The sequence below is a fragment of the Odoribacter splanchnicus DSM 20712 genome (assembly GCF_000190535.1).
Lineage (GTDB): Bacteria > Bacteroidota > Bacteroidia > Bacteroidales > Marinifilaceae > Odoribacter > Odoribacter splanchnicus.
On the sequence record NC_015160.1, the window covers coordinates 1,263,252 to 1,283,273 of the forward strand.

The 20,022-nt window shown below is 43.7% G+C and carries 14 protein-coding genes; 2 read left to right on the top strand and 12 right to left on the bottom strand.

The window, feature by feature from the left end; all coding sequences use genetic code 11:
• Nucleotides 1-147 precede the first annotated feature (147 nt).
• Nucleotides 148-750 carry a nitroreductase family protein gene (locus ODOSP_RS05270; RefSeq protein ID WP_013611346.1) on the top strand — a complete coding sequence of 201 codons (603 nt, stop codon included), beginning with the start codon at nucleotides 148-150 and terminating at the stop codon, nucleotides 748-750.
• A gap of 286 nt (nucleotides 751-1,036) precedes the next feature.
• Here ODOSP_RS05270 and ODOSP_RS05275 read toward each other — a convergent pair whose 3' ends face one another.
• From ODOSP_RS05275 to ODOSP_RS05330, 10 genes are all read right to left on the bottom strand, one after another.
• Complete coding sequence (locus ODOSP_RS05275) at nucleotides 1,037-1,627, bottom strand: nitroreductase family protein (RefSeq protein WP_013611347.1); 591 nt, start codon at nucleotides 1,625-1,627, stop codon at nucleotides 1,037-1,039.
• An 18-nt stretch (nucleotides 1,628-1,645) separates the two neighbouring features.
• The gene (locus tag ODOSP_RS05280; protein ID WP_013611348.1) at nucleotides 1,646-2,641 is read right to left on the bottom strand and encodes an MBL fold metallo-hydrolase; all 996 of its coding nucleotides are present in this window, start codon (nucleotides 2,639-2,641) and stop codon (nucleotides 1,646-1,648) included.
• Nucleotides 2,642-2,965: 324 nt separating this feature from the next.
• Complete coding sequence (locus ODOSP_RS05290) at nucleotides 2,966-3,424, bottom strand: shikimate kinase (protein ID WP_046403512.1); 459 nt, start codon at nucleotides 3,422-3,424, stop codon at nucleotides 2,966-2,968.
• A gap of 10 nt (nucleotides 3,425-3,434) precedes the next feature.
• On the bottom strand, nucleotides 3,435-6,044 hold the full coding sequence (locus ODOSP_RS05295; RefSeq protein ID WP_046403510.1) for a DNA gyrase/topoisomerase IV subunit A: 2,610 nt from the start codon (nucleotides 6,042-6,044) through the stop codon (nucleotides 3,435-3,437).
• 201 nt (nucleotides 6,045-6,245) lie between these two features.
• Complete coding sequence (locus ODOSP_RS05300; RefSeq protein ID WP_013611351.1) at nucleotides 6,246-8,081, bottom strand: DNA topoisomerase IV subunit B; 1,836 nt, start codon at nucleotides 8,079-8,081, stop codon at nucleotides 6,246-6,248.
• A 542-nt stretch (nucleotides 8,082-8,623) separates the two neighbouring features.
• Nucleotides 8,624-9,367, bottom strand: a complete 744-nt coding sequence (locus ODOSP_RS05310) for a biotin--[acetyl-CoA-carboxylase] ligase (RefSeq protein ID WP_013611352.1) — start codon at nucleotides 9,365-9,367, stop codon at nucleotides 8,624-8,626.
• 26 nt (nucleotides 9,368-9,393) lie between these two features.
• Nucleotides 9,394-11,247 carry an OmpA family protein gene (locus ODOSP_RS05315; protein ID WP_167535984.1) on the bottom strand — a complete coding sequence of 618 codons (1,854 nt, stop codon included), beginning with the start codon at nucleotides 11,245-11,247 and terminating at the stop codon, nucleotides 9,394-9,396.
• Between the two features lie 148 nt (nucleotides 11,248-11,395).
• Nucleotides 11,396-11,974, bottom strand: coding sequence for a rubrerythrin (rbr, locus tag ODOSP_RS05320; RefSeq protein ID WP_013611354.1), 579 nt, complete (start codon nucleotides 11,972-11,974; stop codon nucleotides 11,396-11,398).
• A gap of 60 nt (nucleotides 11,975-12,034) precedes the next feature.
• Complete coding sequence (locus ODOSP_RS05325; protein ID WP_013611355.1) at nucleotides 12,035-13,363, bottom strand: KamA family radical SAM protein; 1,329 nt, start codon at nucleotides 13,361-13,363, stop codon at nucleotides 12,035-12,037.
• A 324-nt stretch (nucleotides 13,364-13,687) separates the two neighbouring features.
• Nucleotides 13,688-15,373 (bottom strand): tetratricopeptide repeat protein, encoded by a 1,686-nt coding sequence (locus tag ODOSP_RS05330; protein ID WP_013611356.1) that lies wholly within the window; start codon nucleotides 15,371-15,373, stop codon nucleotides 13,688-13,690.
• Between the two features lie 240 nt (nucleotides 15,374-15,613).
• Between ODOSP_RS05330 and ODOSP_RS05335 the strand changes: the two genes are divergently transcribed.
• Entirely contained in the window at nucleotides 15,614-16,447 is an 834-nt protein-coding gene (locus tag ODOSP_RS05335; RefSeq protein ID WP_013611357.1) for a 1-acyl-sn-glycerol-3-phosphate acyltransferase, read from the top strand.
• 1,092 nt (nucleotides 16,448-17,539) lie between these two features.
• Here the strand turns inward: ODOSP_RS05335 and ODOSP_RS19610 are convergent.
• Together ODOSP_RS19610 and ODOSP_RS05345 are read right to left on the bottom strand one after the other, a co-directional pair.
• Nucleotides 17,540-17,728, bottom strand: coding sequence for a hypothetical protein (locus ODOSP_RS19610; RefSeq protein ID WP_013611358.1), 189 nt, complete (start codon nucleotides 17,726-17,728; stop codon nucleotides 17,540-17,542).
• A gap of 47 nt (nucleotides 17,729-17,775) precedes the next feature.
• Entirely contained in the window at nucleotides 17,776-19,908 is a 2,133-nt protein-coding gene (locus ODOSP_RS05345; protein ID WP_041556434.1) for a hypothetical protein, read from the bottom strand.
• Nucleotides 19,909-20,022 lie beyond the last annotated feature (114 nt).

Sequence of the window (20,022 nt, forward strand, 5' to 3'; positions counted from 1 at the left end):
AAGGGGGAATCGAAAGCTAAGTGAAAAATAAACTAGCCTTCAAAATAAATTATCCTACCCATCATCTTCATAACTAACATTTTTTTGAAAAGTCGCCACAAAGATAGCAAAATTTACGTATACCGTGTAAACATAAAATGAAATATCATGGAAAGGAACCTTAAAGAAGCTTTAAAGCATCGCAGAAGTTATTACGCGATAGATAATCAAACCACAATTCCTGATGCTGAGATCGAGGAAATTTTAGATTTTGCCGCTCTTCATACTCCCTCTGCTTTCAATTCCCAATCCACACGGATGGTACTATTATTGAGGGAACAGCATCGACGGCTTTGGGACATTGTCCGGAATACGCTAAAAAAGACGATCCCGGCAGCCGCTTATGCTTCTACCGAAGCAAAAATCAATAAATCGTTCGCAGCCGGTTACGGTACGGTATTATTTTTTGAGGACACCGCTATAATCGAAGGTTTACAGAAAGCTTTCCCTTTATATCATGAAAAATTTCCGCAATGGTCCCAGCATACCTCAGGGATGCATCAGCTGGCCGTCTGGACTATGCTCGAGGACGCCGGATTCGGAGCCTCCCTGCAACATTACAATCCTCTGATCGACGAAGAGGTTATTGCCACCTGGAAATTACCTGCCACCTGGGAATTGATTGCACAGATGCCTTTCGGTTTACCACTGGAACCACCCCAAAAGAAAGAATACAAACCTTTATGCGACAGGGTAAGGGTATTTAAATAAGGCAATGATACACATATTTACACTTATAAACATAGAATTATTCTGTCGTTACTTATCCGTCTCCGGTGTTCGTGTTCGGGGACCCGGTCGCTTCTGCCGGTCAGTGAAGGAAAGCCTTAACGGACCGGTCCAGGCGAACCGGTCTGACGACACAAAATCCGGAATCGGAACAGAAAGAAAAAATATACCTGGGTTTAGGATAAACATGTATATAAACACCTTTTCTTTTAACCCCGAGATCACTGGCAAATCAGGTCATCCGAATGGTATAAGGATAACGTTTCTTCTACCACTTATTCATATGAACCTTCGAAGCATCCCATTTATCTTTCGGACTATGAGGCATAGCCGGATATCCTACGGGAATCACACACAATGAATTAATTTGTTCCGGAATTCCCGTATATTTTTTCACGACTTCCATGCGATCTGCATAAGGATATGTAGCGGTCCAGACAGCTCCTAATCCGATCGCTTCCGCAGCCAGCAAGATATTTTGAGTAACAGCCGAACAATCCAGATACCAATAAGAAGATTTAGTAGTATCCCCACAAACGACGATAGCCATCGGAGCTTCTTTCAACATTTTGGCATAAGGCAACACAGCAGCCATAGAATCGAGCACTTCCCGGTCGTCGATGACGATCAATTCCCAAGGCCGGACATCTTTACCACTCGGAGCAGCCATTCCTGCCTTCAATAATACCTCAATTTTCTCCTTTTCTACCGGTTTGGGTAAATATTTTCTTACACTTTTCCGGCCCATAATATTTTCCAAGGCATCCTTCGTCTGGATTTTACTTTCTTTTTTCTCTGAATTACATGCTGTCATAACTAAAAAAATAAAAGATACGATAAGTAATAAAGTTGTTTTCATATAATAGGAATTTATAAATCATCTTTTCCGAAGCTTTACAATTTCCCCTAAAGCCGGAATCTTTACCTGTATATTCCTTTTGCCGGCCTCTTCGGCAAATACAGCAGGCGGGTCACTCAGGGGTTCGTCGGATAAATCGAATGTCCCATAATGCATAGGGATCGTTATCCGGGCTTTCATCTGCGAAGCAGCCGTCAAGGAATCATAAGGCGAAATATGGTTCGCTTGCATAAACCAACGGGGTTTGTAAGCTCCGATACCCAGTAAAGCATAATCCGGAGCACCGAACAATTCTTCTATTTCGGTAAAATGAGAGGAATAGCCGGTATCTCCCCCATAATACACCGACAAGTCATCGGTCTGCAACATAAAAGCTCCCCACAAACGCAGTCCTCCGTCGTTTAAAGAACGTTTGCTCCAATGTTGAGCAGGCAAAAAAGTAATTTTCAACCGTCCTTCCTCCCAACGCTGATACCATCCGGCTTCTATCACCTGAATATCGGGCAGCCAGCCCCGGATCAAATCCCTCATTCCCAGACCACAAAATACTTTCATCCGGGGATTGTTCTCATATAAACGGATAATACTGGGTTTGTCCATATGATCGAAATGGTCATGGCTGATCAGCAAGTAATCGATCTCTTTGAAAATATCCGGATCGGCAGGAAATTTACTCTTACGACGGACGAACGGAATATTGCCAAAGACCGGGTCGAACATGATCCGTTTACCACCCAACTGCATAAAGAAAGAATTATGTCCTAACCAAGCCAACGCATCACCGCTAATCCCTTGTAAACTATGCAGTGGAAAAAGTTGAGGTTCCCAATTTTCGTTCCGTTTCTCTTTACGTTGGGGATTGGGCGAAAAACGCCATTTCAAAACATTACCGATCCCCTGTTTAGAGCGATGTTGCCGATTCACAAAACGTCCCTTTACCACAGGATTTCCCCTCCAATAAGGCTTTACTGTAATAAGCCCTTCGTTCCGCCGAAAAGTAATCCGCTCTCCCATGATAAATTATTTTAGGTTACTTTGTGCAACAAATATACGTTTTCATCTCTTATTCCGAGAAATAATCAAAACTAAAAAACATGAACAGACTGTTATTTTTAAATCCGATATTTTAACAGAAAAAATAAAACGGGCCCGGAGCATCTCATTTCTGACAAATGCCCTTCACCCTAAAAGAAGTAAGGCAGTTATATACATATTTACACTAATAAACGTAGGTTTATTTTTTTCTATCTATTCCGATTTCGGGTTTTATACCGTCAGACCGGTTCGCCAATTCCGATCACCGAAGACGAATAAGTAACGACAGAATAATTCTACTATTTAAACGATAATTTTTTGGGCTTGCTTATAAAAAGGCAGGCGTTCTTTCAAATGCCGGAGGACAAAATCCCGGATTTCATGGTCTTCGAGCTTGCTGACGATCGGGCGTTTATGTTTTCCCCGAATCAGCCGTTCTACGATCGTATCCGTATCCGTATTCAGAAACAAGGTGATTCCCTGCGCATTCATATACGCCATATTATCATTGAAACAGGGGGTTCCTCCCCCTGTCGAGAGGACAAAATCCTGATATAGTTCACAAACCTCTTTTAAGTAAAAAGTCTCTAACCTTCGAAATCCGGCTTCTCCGATCGCAGCAAAAATTTCAGAGATACTCCTATTTTCACGTTCGACAATATAAGCATCCAAATCGATAAACCGGACCCCCTGTTCTTCCGCTATCACTTTTCCCCTGCGGGTCTTCCCGCAGGCCATATAACCGACTAAAAAATACTTCATAGTCCCGACATTATATTTCATCCGGATTATCCGTATTTTCAAAATCGAGCTTCATTTGTTCGTCGCCGGCAATCTCTTCCGGATTAGTCACTTCAAATTCGATATCCGTATTGATCTCGTCGGCCTCTCCTTCCTTCAGCAAAGGTTCTATTTCACGAATTTCATTCACCTCGAAGGTTGTGATCCGTTTACCGCGTGCTTTAAATGATTTCTCACCGATAAATTCGTCGGCCACAATCACATCGGCAGGCCGGGCTTCATATTTTCCACCGAATATCACTTCAAAACGAGGATGTCTCTCGTCACTCAGACAGATCAAACGGGAGCCTTCCACCTCACCGATGATGGAATTCAGTTTCACACAATCCTCGAAACGGAAACGTTTCAGGTAATAATAATTCTGTTCGGCATCGAAGAAAACCGCCGACCAAACCTTATCGGCCTCGAACTTTTCAAAAACGATATATCCTTCGTCATAATGATTATTCAGATCAAAATCGGTCGTATGGTAAGTACCATTCTTATTTACAACCAGAATCCGGTCCTCTCCCTGGAATTCTCCCAGGTATTTTCCCCGGCTATCGGTATTCAAACGCAACACATCTTCATCCAGCCAGATTTTACACCCGCCCAAAGTAGATACTCCTTTTTGCACGACACTGATCTTGTGGACATCGTTCTTTGTCAGTGTATTCCCCTGAGAATCACGCCCTTTGATCGACAGCGCAGCAAAATCATATTCGAATACCAGTTTCTTTATACTGGGTTTCGGTTTCAGGCAAACTTTAATCACTTCGGCCTCCCCGTTGGGATTGGCAGAAAAATGCAAAATCCGGGATCCGGCGGTACCTTTAGTCAGGTTATACACTTTATCCCGGGTCACACCGGTAACATTGAAACGCTTCACATAAGAAGCCCCATATTTACCGTCCCGGTATACGACATTATAAATCGTACGTTTATCGTTCTTTTTGAAAACATTCACATATTGAACATCCTTACCGACGAATATCTTATCGGCCACCTTCGTCACATAATAGGTACCGTCTTTCTTAAAGACAATCACATCATCCATATCCGAGCACTCGCAGATAAACTCGTCTTTCTTCAAGGCCGTTCCGATAAAACCTTCTTCCCGGTTGATGTAAAGCTTTTCATTTGCGATGACGACCTTAGCGGCTTCGATATTTTCGAAATTACGGATTTCCGTTTTCCTTTCCCGTCCTTTCCCGTATTTCGCTTTTATCCGTTCATAATAAGCGATAGAATAAGGAATGATGTGTTCGATATTATGTTTCACCACAGCAATCTCTTCATTCAGACTCCGGATATAATGATCGGCTTCTTCAGAGCTAAACTTCAGGATTCGTTTCATCTTGATCTCCAGCAATTTTTTCACATCGTCATCGGTCACCTCCCGGTAGAGTTCCGGTAAGAAAGGCTGTAACCGCCGGTGTACATGAGCGATAACCAACTCCATGGTTTCGCTTTCTTCAAACTGCTTGTCTTTATAGATGCGTTCTTCGATAAAGATACGTTCCAGAGACACATAATGCAGATCTTCCAGCAATTCTTTCAAACGGATCTCCAGCTCCAGTTTCAATAGGGCAACCGTATCGTCTGCCGACTGCCGCAAAATATCGGAGATCGGCATAAACCGGGGTTTTTCCTCCTCGATGACACAAGAATTGGGTGAAATCGATAATTCACAATCGGTGAAAGCATACAAAGCGTCGATCGTCTTATCGGAAGAGACTCCAGGGGCCAGTTGAATCAATATTTCAACATCCCGGGCCGTATTATCATCGATTTTTTTGATTTTAATCTTTCCTTTCTCATTGGCTTTGATAATGCTGTCGATCAAACTCGAGGTCGTACGTCCGAAGGGTATTTCAGTAATCTTTAGTGCCCTATTATTATTATCTTTCTCGATTTTCGCTCTGATTTTAACATTTCCTCCCCGCATACCGTCACAATACTTGCTGACATCGATCATTCCACCGGTAGGAAAATCCGGATACAACACAAAATCTTCGTGCTTCAGATGAGCGATACAGGCATCTATCAGCTCGTTGAAATTATGAGGTAATATTTTAGAAGCCAGACCGACGGCAATCCCTTCGACTCCCTGAGCCAACAATAAAGGAAATTTTATAGGTAAGGTGATGGGCTCACGATTACGTCCGTCATACGAAGGTTTCCAATTCGTTGTCTTGGGATTAAATACCACTTCGAGGGCAAATTTAGACAAGCGGGCCTCGATATAACGGGGAGCAGCAGCCCCGTCTCCGGTCAGAATATTCCCCCAGTTTCCCTGACAATCGATCAATAAATCTTTTTGTCCGAGTTGCACCAGCGCATCTCCGATCGAAGCATCTCCATGAGGATGGTATTTCATGGTATTACCGATAATATTGGCAACCTTATTGTAACGCCCGTCATCCAGTTCGCGCATAGAGTGCAGAATCCGTCGCTGTACAGGTTTCAAACCATCGTTCACGTAAGGGACGGCCCGTTCGAGAATAACATAGGAAGCATAGTCCAGAAACCACTTTTGGTACATCCCGTCCAGATGCTGAATAGAACGAATCTTCCCACTTTCTTCTCCCGAATGCTCCATGATCAGTTGAGGGATTTCCTCGTCGTCTTCTATGTGTTGTTCTGTTCCTGCCGCTTCAGCCTCGTAAGGCGCTGTCTGTTCCGAGGCCGAACGATCGGTCCCGGCCGCTATCTCTTTCCCTTCTTCGTCAGTTTCTTTACGTCCCCCCTCCATATTCAAATCCATGTCAATTATATCCTCGCCCATAACACTATTTCAAAATTACCTTAATTCATCCTTTTCAATATACAGATTGTCGATAATAAAATCCTGACGTTCCGGTGTATTTTTTCCCATATAATAACTCAACACCTCATCGATCGAATCTCCTTTTGAAAGACGTACCGGTTCCAAACGAATATCTTTTCCGATAAAATGTACGAACTCATTCGGAGAAATTTCTCCCAGTCCTTTAAACCTTGTAATCTCAGGTTTCGGACCTAACTTTTGGATGGCATTTTCACGCTCGGCATCGGAGTAACAATAGCGGGTTTCTTTTTTATTCCTGACCCGGAACAGAGGAGTTTGCAAAATGTATACATGCCCGGCCCTCACCAGATCGGGGAAAAATTGCAGAAAGAAGGTCAGCAACAACAAGCGGATATGCATACCGTCGACATCGGCATCCGTGGCCACAATGACATTGTTGTACCGCAGTTCTTCCAACCCGTCTTCAATATTCAAAGCAGCCTGCAATAAATTGAATTCTTCATTTTTGTAGACTATTTCTTTGGTCAGCCCGTAGGAATTGAGCGGTTTACCGCGTAAGCTGAACACAGCCTGAGTATTCACATCCCGGGATTTCGTAATAGATCCGCTGGCCGAATCTCCCTCTGTAATAAAAATCGAAGATTCGTTTTTCCGTTCGTGATTGGAATTGAAGTGCACCCGGCAATCCCGCAACTTCCGGTTGTGCAGGCTCACCTGCTTCGCTCTCTCGCGTGCAATCTTCTGCACACCGGACATGGCTTTACGTTCTTTCTCCGTCTCGACGATTTTCCGTAACAACAATTCGGCTGTATCCGGATTCCGGTGTAAATAATTATCCAATTCCCTGGTCACGAAATCCATGATAAAGTTACGTACGGTAGGACCGTCGGGCCTTATATCTTTCGAACCCAGTTTCGTCTTCGTCTGCGACTCGAACACCGGTTCCTGTACTTTTATACTGATCGCCCCGATAATAGAAGTACGGATATCCGATATTTCGAAATCTTTTTTATAAAAATCCCGGATCGTCTTGGCCACCGCTTCCCGGAAAGCACTCAAATGGGTTCCTCCCTGTGTGGTATGCTGCCCGTTGACAAACGAGTAATATTCTTCCCCATATTGCCGTCCGTGCGTCATAGCCATTTCGATATCCTCACCTTTCAGATGGATGATCGGATACAAGCCTTCTCCGCTCATATTTTCCATCAGCAGATCATACAATCCCCGCTTGGAGTAATATTTATGGTCATTGAAGAATATGGTTAAACCGGTGTTCAGAAATACATAGTTCTTCACCATCGCTTCGAGATATTCGGCAATGTAATGGTAATTCCCGAAAATGTCCTTATCGGCGAAAAAGGTTACCTGTGTACCGTTCGGCTGGTCAGTCGGTTCGATCTTCCTTTCCTCTACAATTTTTGCACGGCAATAACGCACATATTTGGTCTCGCCATCCCGGAACGACTGAATCTCAAAGCTCTCCGACAAAGCATTCACCGCTTTAATACCGACGCCATTCAAACCGACAGATTTTTTGAAAGCTTCCGAATCATATTTTGCTCCGGTATTCATTTTAGATGAAGCATCTACCAGTTTGCCTAAAGGAATACCCCGGCCGAAGTCCCGAACGCTCACCTTACGGTCTTCTACCTTAATCGTAATCTCTGTACCGGCTCCCATGGCAAATTCGTCGATGGAGTTATCCACCACCTCTTTCACCAAAATATAAATCCCATCGTCAGGCGCCGAACCGTCTCCTAGTTTACCGATATACATCCCCGGCCGCAACCGGATGTGTTCCTGCCAATCCAGCGTCCTGATCGAATCTTCCGAATAATTCTCAACCATCAAATTTTATCTATAAAGTTTATTAAGTCCATCCCTTTCAGCACTAAAACATATTGTTTCAATTCGGTTCATAAAGTTGCCAAAGTGCTCTTTCGGCACTTAAAGTATATAAAGCCTAAGACTGCCAGGGGCGCTTTGTTCACGGGACTTTCAATCCCAATGGGCACATCGGCGACCGTAAAAAAGCACCTGCTGTATTCAATGCATAAACCGTTTTTTGGACTGTCATGCAAAAATAATCAAATTTTACTGATTTCCCTACCCGGTTTTTCGGTTTTTTCCGGTTTTTCCAAGCATTTTTCAGAAAGTAACCTGCTTCCGATCTTTCCGCATACTTATTCGGAAAGGCTTACGGGTAAAGTAGAAACGACAGGTATAGATAAACTGGATCAATCCTGAAAACAAATGACTTCCCCGGTCGAAAGAATCCGAAAAGAAAGTGAGATTAAAGTCAGAGAGGTATTGATCAGCCCATACCCAGCCTTTCCGGAATAAACCCGGTATAACAACTGAAAACACAAGACCGCAACGTATAGGAGAAATCAGCAGACATATCTCACTTCTTTGAATGCATATACCCTTTCCCGCCCATCCGTATCTTTCAGGATCAGCTGGCCATATTCATCGATTCCTCCGACCGAAGCCCGGAAGATTCCACGTTCATCTTCAAAATCATATATTCCGGTAGACCGGTACATATGCCGTAAAAAGTCATTTTCCAGTTCGGCATACCGATGAATCTGTTCATATCTCTTCCCGATACATTCCAACAGCTCTTCCAGAACCTCCTGTAAGGGAAGTTCCCGACCGAGTAATTGAAATAAAGACACCGGATTAGGGGCGTCCGATAAAAATTGTTCCTGATTAATATTCACCCCGATACCACACAACGAACTTTGAATATGAGCTCCGGCCACCCGGTGTTCGATCAGGATACCTGAAATCTTCCTTTCCCCCACATACACATCGTTCGGCCATTTCACCGTCACCCCCTCGACATAATGGCTTAAAAAATCGAGACACCCCAAAGCGATCACCATCGACACGGCAAACTGTTTTCCTGCCTCCAGACACTCCGGACGGAAAATCACCGTCATTGAAATATTCTTTCCCGGGGCACTCTCCCACCGATTCGTAGCCTGCCCACGCCCCTGTGTCTGTCGCCAGGTCAAAATCACCTGTTTATCTTTCAATTCACTCAGCGGCAATTTTTCCGCCAGACTATTGGTCGAAGCAACCTCCTCATATTCCATTACCCCGAACCCACTCACTTCATATCTTTTCATACCCTATCGTATATTTTATTCTCTTTTCACCTTACCCTAATCTCCGTCCTCCTATTCTCCTTTCTCCCCTCTTCCGTATCATTAGTCCTCAAGGGGCGATCCTTGCCATATCCTTTATATTCCATCCGTTCCTTCTGAATATGATTCAAGAACAAATATTTATACACCTCGAAAGCCCGATTTTCCGACAGCCGATAATTATGTTGATCACTCCCCGTATTATCGGTATGGCCGGATATCTCGATCTTTACCTCAGGATTCTGTTTAAGAAACACGACCAATTGCCGTAATTCCGGATAAGATTCGGGCCGTAACCGATAGTCGTCGACATCAAAAAAGATTCCCTTGAGAACCAATGTCTGTTCTTTTTGGATCGGTCTTAAACAGAGCGTATAGATTCGGGGATTTTCTCTCGTATTTTCTTTCACTTGCAGGGTATCCGAATAATACAAATAGCCCTGTTTAACAGCGCTCACCCATAATAATTTATTCACAGGAATACAAGCCAGCATATCCGTCCGGGCATCGACCCGGTCGTAACAAGCCAGGGTATCACCGGTCCCCACTTCTGTTAATGTCAACCCATCGGGTATTACCGGCTCACCGGCTTCATTTACAGTCAACAGCCTCAAATAAGAGGCAGGCGGACAAGCCACCTCTTCTCCTAGCCGATATCGGTAAATACAACGTTTCCCGCTGATATCCGACGAAAAATATCCCCATTGACCGCTAGCATCCACCATAAACCCGAATTCATCCCTTTGGGTATTCACTGTAATACCGATATTCAGCGGTGGGGTCACCTGTTCCACGTCCACTTTATAGATATCTTTCCGTCCCATCCCCGCATATCCGTCGGAAGCAAAAAACAACGTTTTATTATCGAAATACAGGAAAGGGGCCATTTCATCTCCTCCGGTATTAAAATAAAGGCAACGCGGCTGTGACCACAACTGTCGTCCATCCGCCTCCCGCCTTAGCAAATACGAAAACCAAATATCGCTTCCCCCTCTCCCTCCCTCACGGGTAGAAGCAAAATACAAACGTGTACCGTCGGCCGATACCGCCGGTTGAGCCTCCCAGCCATCGGTATTGACCGGGGCGCCCAGATTGACCGGTTCCGACCAGGACGTATCCGACAAGCGGTAAGCCACATAAATATCAAAACTATTCCGGCCGTTTTCCCTGGAAAAATACATCATTCGCCCATCGGCTGTCAGTGAAGGAGCCCCATAATTTTCTCTACCGGAAAAATTCAACGCATAGCGTCTGTCTCCTTGCAACATCCACATCGTTTCTTGTTCGCCGGCCTGTTCGGTAAACAAGAAAGTTTGTCCGGTCACATCCAATGCCGGCCAATACACCGGGCATCCGGCCTCATAAAACACTTCGGGAGGTTGTTTGGTTTGGGTCCGCAAAGCCTCCAGGGCAAACCGGCAATTTTCCATCTGTCGCTCCGCCACTGCCTTTACCTGCAAGCGTTTATCCCAACTCAGATACCGCCCGTAATGTGCCAAAGCTTTTCCGTAATCGGCTTCATCGAAATAATATTCGGCCAAAATAAAATAATAATAAGGATGACTTTTCAGAGAATCCAAAGCCAAAGCCGTTTCGATAGCACGGATTTCCTGAATCTTATCTCCTTTTTTGTTGTATATATCTGCTTTCAACAGATACAAGGGTGAAAAACCCTGATCGAAAGTCTCTGCTTTCAAAAGTAATCCCAAAGCTTTCTCCTTATCTCCTTCGCGAAAAGACTCCCGTGCCTGCTGGAAAAGTCCCCAGGCCTTTTTATTTACCGGATGTTGCTGTTGTGCTTGTACACCGAAAACAACAAAGCAAAATAACACACAACCAACGATATTCCACCTATCTTTCATTTTAGTTCCATTTCCCGCTATCATCCGCTCAAATTTTTACAAAGATACCGGAAAATTTTTAAAGACCTCACCTCCCGCTTCGAAACAAAAAACCTGCGTAAAGAAAAAAATCCTCACACAGGCCGGATTTATACAACCGAATCGTTTTTTAATAGTTATCGGGGAACAGTTCAAAATATCCTTTCGGATGCAGGCAGGAAGGACAAATTTCGGGAGGAGTTTTGCCGACATGTACATAACCGCATTTACGGCAATACCAGCGGACTTCTTCCGGGCGGGAAAAGACCAGATTATCCCGTATATTTTGTAATAATTTCAGGTAACGTTGCTCATGCATCTTCTCCACTTCGGTCACATATTTAAAAGTTGCGGCCACTTTTTTGAAGCCTTCCTCTTCGGCAATTTTCCCGAATGCCGGATACAAATTGAAAGCCTCGTCGTGTTCGCCGTCGGCAGCTTCTGCCAGATTAGCCAACGTATCCAATAAAGCTCCGGCAGGATAAGCGGCTGTGATTTCCAGCATTCCTCCTTCAAGGTAGCTAAAGAATCGTTTGGCATGCATTTCTTCCTGTAAAGCGGTCTCATAAAATATGCCGGCTATTTGCTCATACCCTTCTTTCTTTGCAATCTCCGAGAAAAAAGTATAACGGTTCTTTGCCTGTGATTCTCCGGCAAAGGCTTTCAGCAAACTCTTTTCTGTTTCTGTACCTTTTATCATTTTGTCCATAAGATTAATATTTAATGAATAGCTGAATCTTATACGCTCAAAATACAAACAGGTTTAAAATTATTCAAATAAAAATCCATCCCCATACATCGGACGAGTTGGAAATTCATGTTCAAAAAAGAAATAATCCTTTCCAAAAGCCGGACGCAGTTCACTAAACCAGGTCGCTTTCGGATCATAGGCGGCAAAAAAAGGCATATCTACCCACTTCGGATTACGACCTTGGATAAAACGCAGGACAAACACTTTCTCTCCCTTGATTTCGGCCACTCCCAGCAGTTGGATTTTGCCCGGCTCGTCGCTCATACTCGGTCCTCTCACCGTACGGCAGATACCGCTGACCTGACTATAAGCCTTACGGAAAATATCCCAGCATTTCTCTAAAGGAATTTCAAAATAATGCTTAGCCCCGGTATCCCGGGCCACAAACATATAATAAGGGATACAACTCAAGTCGACCTGTTTCCGCCACATCTCCCGCCAGATCTCCGGAGAATCGTTGATGTGTCTCAATAAAGGAGACTGGGTACGAATCTGTGCGCCCGTATTCCGGATCCGCCGGATAGCTTCGCATACAGCTGCCGTAGAAAGTTCCACCGGATGATTGAAATGTGCCTGAAAAGACAAGTTTTTACCGGTAGCGGTCACTTTTTCAAATAAACGCAATACCTCAGCGGCATCCACATCGGAAATAAACCGGTAGGGCCAGTATGCCAAAGCTTTCGAACCGATCCTGATCGTACGGATATGCTCTAATCCTGGTTGTAATAAAGGTTCTATATAAGCCGACAATAAGGAAGCGCTCATGGTCATCGGATCCCCTCCGGTGAATAATACGTCCGTAACCTGAGGATGCAACCGCAGATACTTCAATAACAGGTCCGTTTCTTTCATTGCGAACTTCAGCTCATTCATACCGGAAAACTGCGGCCAACGAAAACAAAAACTACAATAGGCATGACAGGTCTGTCCCTGAGCCGGAAAAAACAATACGGTTTCCCGGTATTTATGCTGTATACCTTTCAAACGGATATCCCCCAGCATAGGTACGTTGTGATCCTGGCCGGCGGGGTTAGGATTCAATTCAAGACGAACAGCATTGACTGCTGCTATAAATTCTTCTTTTCCGACCTCTTGAGCCAATAATTTACTAACGACTGAAAAATGCTTTTTCGATAACATTTCACGACGTGGAAAATTCAAGGTAAAAATAGGGTCTGTATCTATCCGTTCCCAATCGATCAGTTCTTCCACGACATAGTTATTCGTCTTAAACGGTAACACCCTTCCAACCACCTCAATTGCCTGTAATTCTTCCTTATTCAAACGGGTTATTTGACGAATATTCCGATAATTTGTCAGACCATAAGCCTGATAAGTTCGTTCCATTCTACTTCCTTTAAAATAAATATTATACAATCGACCAGTACTCCACCCAGGGAGTGAGAATAATGTACCTCTAACCAGAAAAGTAACAGAGCCACAAGCTTTCTGCTGAATATCGATAAAGTCCGAACGTTCTTCGCGATGAGCAATCCCCATCCGAAACAGACACCCCGCAGTAATCAGTAAATGCTATTTTATCAAGTTTATAAAATTACGACATTTTTTTCAAATTTCCAAATGGTCTCCCTTGTCGTTCTTTTTCTTTTCCACTCAAAAGGGGTGCCGGCTTCCCGAACACCCCTCTATCAGAACAACATAAATACAATTTTATTTCACAATCTGCATATAAACAGGATCTCCTTTGTAAGGATAGAAAGAAATATCGGTAGCAGCCCAATTTTTCAGGTCCGGTTGCATCTGGATCGCCTTTTGCAAAGAGACTGCCATTTCTTTGGTATCTTTTATCCTGGCAGCAGCTACAGCCTGCATATAATAATCCATCGCATTCTGCATTTTAATCTTACGGAAAGTCTCCAAAGCTGCGCGGTTGTCGTTATTCATCAATTGAGCATAAGCCAGGTTGATGTTGGGTTTATCTTTCAGATAGGGAATCGCTTTTGCATATTCTCCGTTTTGCATCAGGATCAATCCCATATTATAACGGGCTTCTTTCCGGATCTTGGCTTTGTCGAAATATTGGGCAGCTTCCCGTTTATGCCCCATTTGTGCATGGATTACCCCCAGGTTATTGTTTACGGTAGCATCCTGCTTCAAAGCAACAGCTGCTTCCAGTATTTTCTGTGCTTTCGAATATTCTTTATTATTGATAGCCATCACAGCCAGATCGTTCAATAACTGCCAATTGGTCTGAGCGGTCACTGCCGGAGTCTTTTCAGTCAACTGAGGTACAAAATAAGTCAGTTGCACATCTTCCTGTACAGTAGTGGGAACCGTGTAGAATACGAAGAAATCGGCACGGCGAAGGACCGGAAGGATCACCTCTTTCAATTCAGGAATTTTAGCGATATAAGAATCGATCACTTTATTCCGGGCAGTGGCATTCGGAGCACTTTTCAAGTCTTTGATAATCTGATCTTTGTTCTTAATATTTGAATCTCCAAGAAGCATATACAAACCGTTCCAGTTTTCAGTAACCGTTTGCTGAACTACAAATTTCGGATTACGGGCCATCGGTGTATTCTGCAATTTCAGGTCTTTTTCAAAGAAACTCTTGGCAGACCGGAAACGGGTATTGGCCAGGTTCTTATTCAAACGTTCGGCACCTTCGGGAGAATTGGATACATAAATAAACATATTCGTAATTTTGGCATTCTTATCTGCCAAAACTTTTTCCATGGCTTTCACCGCCTGAGTCATTACCGGCGAATTTTGTTCAGCCTGGCTAATCGTAGATTTTCCCAGTGGAAACATCACATAACCACTTACCACACCGACAGCCTCTGCCGGAACATCACTCACAAAAGTCTCGGTCATAGCCGGAACATAATTTACTCCGTCCAGCGTGAATGCCGGTTGTTTCCAAACTTTGATTCCATTTTTATTCAGGATTACCGGGCTCAGCATAAAGGACTTGTTACCGCGCATAGCTTCGATATCTGCCCAGAGTACTCCATCCTCCATTCCCGGCTTGAAATTAAAGGACATTTTCTGAGTAAAACTGGTTCCTTTATCATAGTTCACCACCGGATAACTGGCGTTTTTCACATTTTCTCCCTGTAAAAACATCGGTTGCAAATTCATCATCTGGCTACCGTACTGAATTTTGGGTGTAATTTTCAGAATCATCTTTTTATCAAACTGTTTAGGAGCAAAATTGATGGTATAATTGAAATTTACCACTCCATTCACAGATTCCAATTGTTCCGGATTAACATAGCCCACAACGGCTGTTTCGATCACTTCCTTCTGTAATTTTTTCATCGAATTACATCCGGTCATGAAAAACGCCAGTGTCAAAACTGCCAATCCCGTCATTAAAAATGTACGTTTCATACTTCTCGTTTTTAGTTTAACTTATCAGTTTTTAATTCAGTTTTCTCTTACCTACTCTTTTAACGGAAAGCCTCACCGAAAGTTTCATCCCTAAAAGGGAGCAGGTGACGAAGGATTTTCAAAAATTCCGTTTTATTTATACCTTTGCAGGTATAATTCGTTTATAAAATTTTTAAAGTTGCTCTTTCGTCGCTTAAAGTTTATAAACCAATCCGACTCTACGACTAAAACAAGATACTCATGGCAGATAATCAGGGTTTAAAACCGATCTATATCGAACAACTTTTCAGAAGCAAAAATCCGGGAGTAGCCAAAATGATTCCCGGGTTTATTTATTCCTATCTGAAAAAAGTGATCCATCAAGACGATATCAATGATTTTATTACCCGTTACGGTGACCGGAAAGGGCTGGACTTCTCCGATGCGATATTGGAATATCTCCATGTTTCCTATCAGGTGATCGGCGAAGCGAACCTGCCTTCCCCCGACGGCCGGTATATTTTTGTGTCCAATCATCCTCTGGGTGGACCCGATGGTATTATTTTAATCTCTTTTTTAGGTACACGTTACCCGGAATTGAAATTTCCGGTAAACGATCTTTTATTAAACCTAAAGAATCTGAACAACATTTTCTTACCGGTCAACAAGCATGGTGCCCAAGCGAAAGACGCCGTTTCTGCATTGGAAGACGCTTATGCTTCCGACTGTCAGATGATCATGTTTCCGGCCGGTCTGGTCAGCCGTAAACAACAAGGGATCATCCAAGACCTGGAATGGCAAAAAAGTTTCGTATCCAAAGCCATCCAGCATCGACGGGATATTGTCCCGATCTTTATCGATGGAAGAAATTCGAACTTTTTTTACAACCTGGCGAATTTCCGGAAAAAAATCGGCCTGAAAGCCAACATCGAAATGCTTTACCTGCCGGATGAAACGTTTAAACAACGTAACCGCACGTTCACGCTCTATATCGGACAGCCGATCGAATGGGAAAGTCTGGATAAAAGCAAAAAACCGATCGAATGGGCTCAGGAAATCAAACGTAAAGTTTATCTGCTGAAAGAAGGCCGGTAAAGTATTTTTGCCTGATGCGAACTCTTACCGTCATTCCAACCCGTTAAACCGGAAACCCAAAGTAACTTTCCGGGAAAAGTTACGTTTGTTTCAAATTAAAAAAGGTAGGTTTATTTTTTCTTTCTATTCCGATTCCGGGTTTTATCCCGTCAGACCGGTTCGCCTGGAACGGTCCGGTAAGGCTTTCCTTCACTGACCGGCGGAACTCCTCACTACGTTCGTCAGACACCACCGGTCGGACGTTCGGAAAACCTAACCGGACCCTCGTTCCTGCTCCAATGGTCTTCCGCCATAAAACCCTGCATCTTCCGTCAGCACTACAGGGCAAAGAAGGAGAGTTTCATTGAATGAAAGGGTAGGCTACTCTGACCGCAGTACGGATACCTGGGTTACCTGACCGGATTATTCCTATAAAATACCGATTACTGAATTAATTCCGAAGGTAAGGGTTCAGAAAAACAGCTGTTTGATAGAAGTTTATACCTTTCAGGTCACAGTTCGTTTTCCATGCAGTGATAACGTGAGTCGGAGGTGTTCGTGTTCGGGGACCATTGGAGCTCTGTCGGGTGTCGTCTTGCTTTTTCTGAACGCCCGACCGGTGGTGTCTGACGAACGTAGTGAGGAGTTCCGCCGGTCAGTGATAGAAAGGGCTAGACGACCGACAGAAGCGACCGGGTCCCTAAACACGAACACCGAAGACGAATAAGTAACGACAGAATAATTCTACCATAAGTTTGGAGAAACGGAAAATGAAAGTGTATCTACTGCCACATTTTCGAAGCAAGAGACTAAATTTTCTATTTCATCCGATAAAAATACAACCAGATAAAAAATCCTATTTTCCGAAGCACGATAGTGATCCAGATGATTAACTTCCTGACCATAAAACTACGAATTAAATCCTTCCGCCATATACGCTACGAAAGTAATTACCGTATTTCTTAAATACTTTACATAAAAAAGTAAATAAACAGAAAAGAAATCAACAAACCTTTAGCAACCGATTTCTAAGACCGATTCATGCGGTCACCGGATTTTCATATGTAGAATAGGAAAATAATTCCAGAATCTCTCCCCTACTATTCTTTTATATCACCGATCAGTAACAGGGGGATAAGGTTCCGTATCGGTATAATCCAAAATATCGATATAGAATCCTGTAATTTTTTTCAACTGGAAATCCGGTTTTTCAAACAGATAATGGCCTAGAAAACGGGATTCGGAGTACATCATATCCCCTTTGTTTTTTTCTTTTACGGCCATAGGGTCTATAAACTCCATAAGCCTTATGAACTTTAGAAACCGAAGTTATCGTTCCGATAAGTTTTTTACTGAACGACCCCGACGACCCAGGCAAACAGATTAGCTATCAGTTTCGACGCATTGCTATTGATGGTTCCTTTCGAATTGTTAATTCCGCTATTACTATTATTTGCAGAAAAGATATCGATATCTCCGATATAGATAATCCGGCGAGACATATCGACGCCCAAGACAATGCCACCGCCCGGTTCGTTCAATGGAGGGGTAATCCCTTCTGCACTCCCGGGACCGATTTCTCCATGAGTAACGTCATAATTCTGAAATTTGAAATTTGCATCGACAGGAGTATAAGGCGTGACAGTAAAGGGCCCCATATCCGTAAAAAAATCAGAAGCCGACTTTCCGGCCAACGGATATGAACCGCTTTTCGGTGAAGTTTGCATCAAATCCGGAGTACTTCCGAGAAATTCCTGCATGATAGGAGTATTGACTCCCTGGGAATCGAAAGACAAAATCAATACCCGTTTTGCAGAAGCCTTCAACCATCTGCCGACGGGTGAAAGATCAATCCTTAAATCACCATTACTGACATAATTGAAATAAATAACATCGGCAAGTGCTAAAGCAGCATCGTTTATACTACTGGCAGATACATTCGTCAACAGCAAATTAAAGCCTCCACAAGTGACAGTACCACCAGTACCGAAGTTAGCCGGATTATTCAGAATCCCCTGCAGGCCTGCTCCCCGGCTTTCAGGCGAAATATTGGGTAATAACAAATTTTCTCCTAAATGTCCTAAATAGCTTCTGAACGAAACCATATTTATCGTCCGGCCCGAAATATCCACAATTTGTTGGCGAATAGTCATCAATATACGCCAACGGCTGGCATTGATCACAAAATATGCTTTTCGTTCATCACTGTCGCTGTTATTACTTTGCAATGCAGTGACTACGATATGCCTCCCGTTATTCGTTTTTTCCACTTTGAAATACGAACCGGTAAGCGATTGTGCAGCTGTCCCCGACACATTGCCCTGTTCATCCGACCATTGGAAGGTATAATCGGAAAGATCTGTATCGACCTGAACGGTCAACGCTGCATTCTGTTTACTTCCCAGGACAACCTCGCGTGTAGATACTCCAAAATGATGATCCGTATCGAAATACATGTCTGTCGTCGACTCGTCCCAGGATTGTATATCCAGATTAATTTGTGCAGAACGATTACTGGCCGCTTCATCAGCCGATGGCCAACCCGGCCCGGCAACGCTCCGTATCGTGAAAACATAACGATGATTCCTCAATATCTGACCGAAACTTCCCTGAGTATCGTCCGGATCAAAATCAATCCGGTAATAGGTCACTTCCCCACTACCTGCATACTTTCCTCCAACGACAACACAAGTAGCCCCGTTCACCCGTTCAGACTCGGCAGGAGAAACCGATTCCGACAAATAAAGTCCGGAAACCGCCTGGTTACCACTTACTGCCGAGACCGGAGTATTGACCTCCATCCGGCTATTCACCGGAATACTTGGAGCGGTAACAACAGGAAGATCCTGATTCGCTATGAGTTGTATCCGGCTATTCACCCGATAAGCTTGTATGCTTGTCAATTCAAAATTCGTAATCCCACCGACCAACACATCTACCCGGGCAACAGCTCTTAACATGCTCACACCGCTGATTTCTTGCCGGTAATTCGCATCCAGCCCTGAAACCAGCCGGTAATGTCCGGACATCGGTAAAGTAGTGAAATTTCCACCGAGGGGGAACCCCAGCTGTAATTTTGTCCGTACCTCGTTTTCGGTATCACCGACCTGAGGTTCATTCGCCAATACTGCTGCTGTAGCATTAGCAACAATATAAAGGTCCAAGGTTTTATCTGTTGCAAGCAAACGGGCACTGAACGAAGTGGTCGTTCCTGAATTTGTGATCGAAATGCCCGGAACCCGGTATTTATATCCCCCCTCTTCGAAAACCAACAACTGAATTTCATCTATTTCTGTCTCCCGATCATTCCCGGCCTTACTTCGGACCTCTTTACCGGAATAAGGTCTGGAAACAATCAAACGCACCCATACCTCATTTTCTCCGGTATACTGCTCTTCCACTTCTTCCAGTCGGTCTGTACAAGATGTAAATCCGAACAATCCCATCCATAAAATCCATATTAGAACGCCCGTTCGCCTCATATTATATTTCCTCCTCTAACTCTGTTTTTTTACTGATAAACGAAACTTTTCTTTCTTGGTTATGAAAAAACTTTTCTTATTTCTCTACCGGCCACCGCTCAATAGCAAATAAAA

Coding starts and splice junctions, on each gene's coding strand:
- ODOSP_RS05310 (WP_013611352.1), bottom strand. CDS start 9,367: ATGAAAAGATATGAAGTGAGTGGGTTCGGGGTAATGGAATATGAGGAG.
- ODOSP_RS05330 (WP_013611356.1), bottom strand. CDS start 15,373: ATGAAACGTACATTTTTAATGACGGGATTGGCAGTTTTGACACTGGCG.
- ODOSP_RS05315 (WP_167535984.1), bottom strand. CDS start 11,247: ATGAAAGATAGGTGGAATATCGTTGGTTGTGTGTTATTTTGCTTTGTT.
- ODOSP_RS05280 (WP_013611348.1), bottom strand. CDS start 2,641: ATGGGAGAGCGGATTACTTTTCGGCGGAACGAAGGGCTTATTACAGTA.
- ODOSP_RS19610 (WP_013611358.1), bottom strand. CDS start 17,728: ATGGAGTTTATAGACCCTATGGCCGTAAAAGAAAAAAACAAAGGGGAT.
- ODOSP_RS05270 (WP_013611346.1), top strand. CDS start 148: ATGGAAAGGAACCTTAAAGAAGCTTTAAAGCATCGCAGAAGTTATTAC.
- ODOSP_RS05345 (WP_041556434.1), bottom strand. CDS start 19,908: ATGAGGCGAACGGGCGTTCTAATATGGATTTTATGGATGGGATTGTTC.
- ODOSP_RS05300 (WP_013611351.1), bottom strand. CDS start 8,081: ATGGTTGAGAATTATTCGGAAGATTCGATCAGGACGCTGGATTGGCAG.
- rbr (WP_013611354.1), bottom strand. CDS start 11,974: ATGGACAAAATGATAAAAGGTACAGAAACAGAAAAGAGTTTGCTGAAA.
- ODOSP_RS05335 (WP_013611357.1), top strand. CDS start 15,614: ATGGCAGATAATCAGGGTTTAAAACCGATCTATATCGAACAACTTTTC.
- ODOSP_RS05275 (WP_013611347.1), bottom strand. CDS start 1,627: ATGAAAACAACTTTATTACTTATCGTATCTTTTATTTTTTTAGTTATG.
- ODOSP_RS05325 (WP_013611355.1), bottom strand. CDS start 13,363: ATGGAACGAACTTATCAGGCTTATGGTCTGACAAATTATCGGAATATT.
- ODOSP_RS05295 (WP_046403510.1), bottom strand. CDS start 6,044: ATGGAGCATTCGGGAGAAGAAAGTGGGAAGATTCGTTCTATTCAGCAT.
- ODOSP_RS05290 (WP_046403512.1), bottom strand. CDS start 3,424: ATGAAGTATTTTTTAGTCGGTTATATGGCCTGCGGGAAGACCCGCAGG.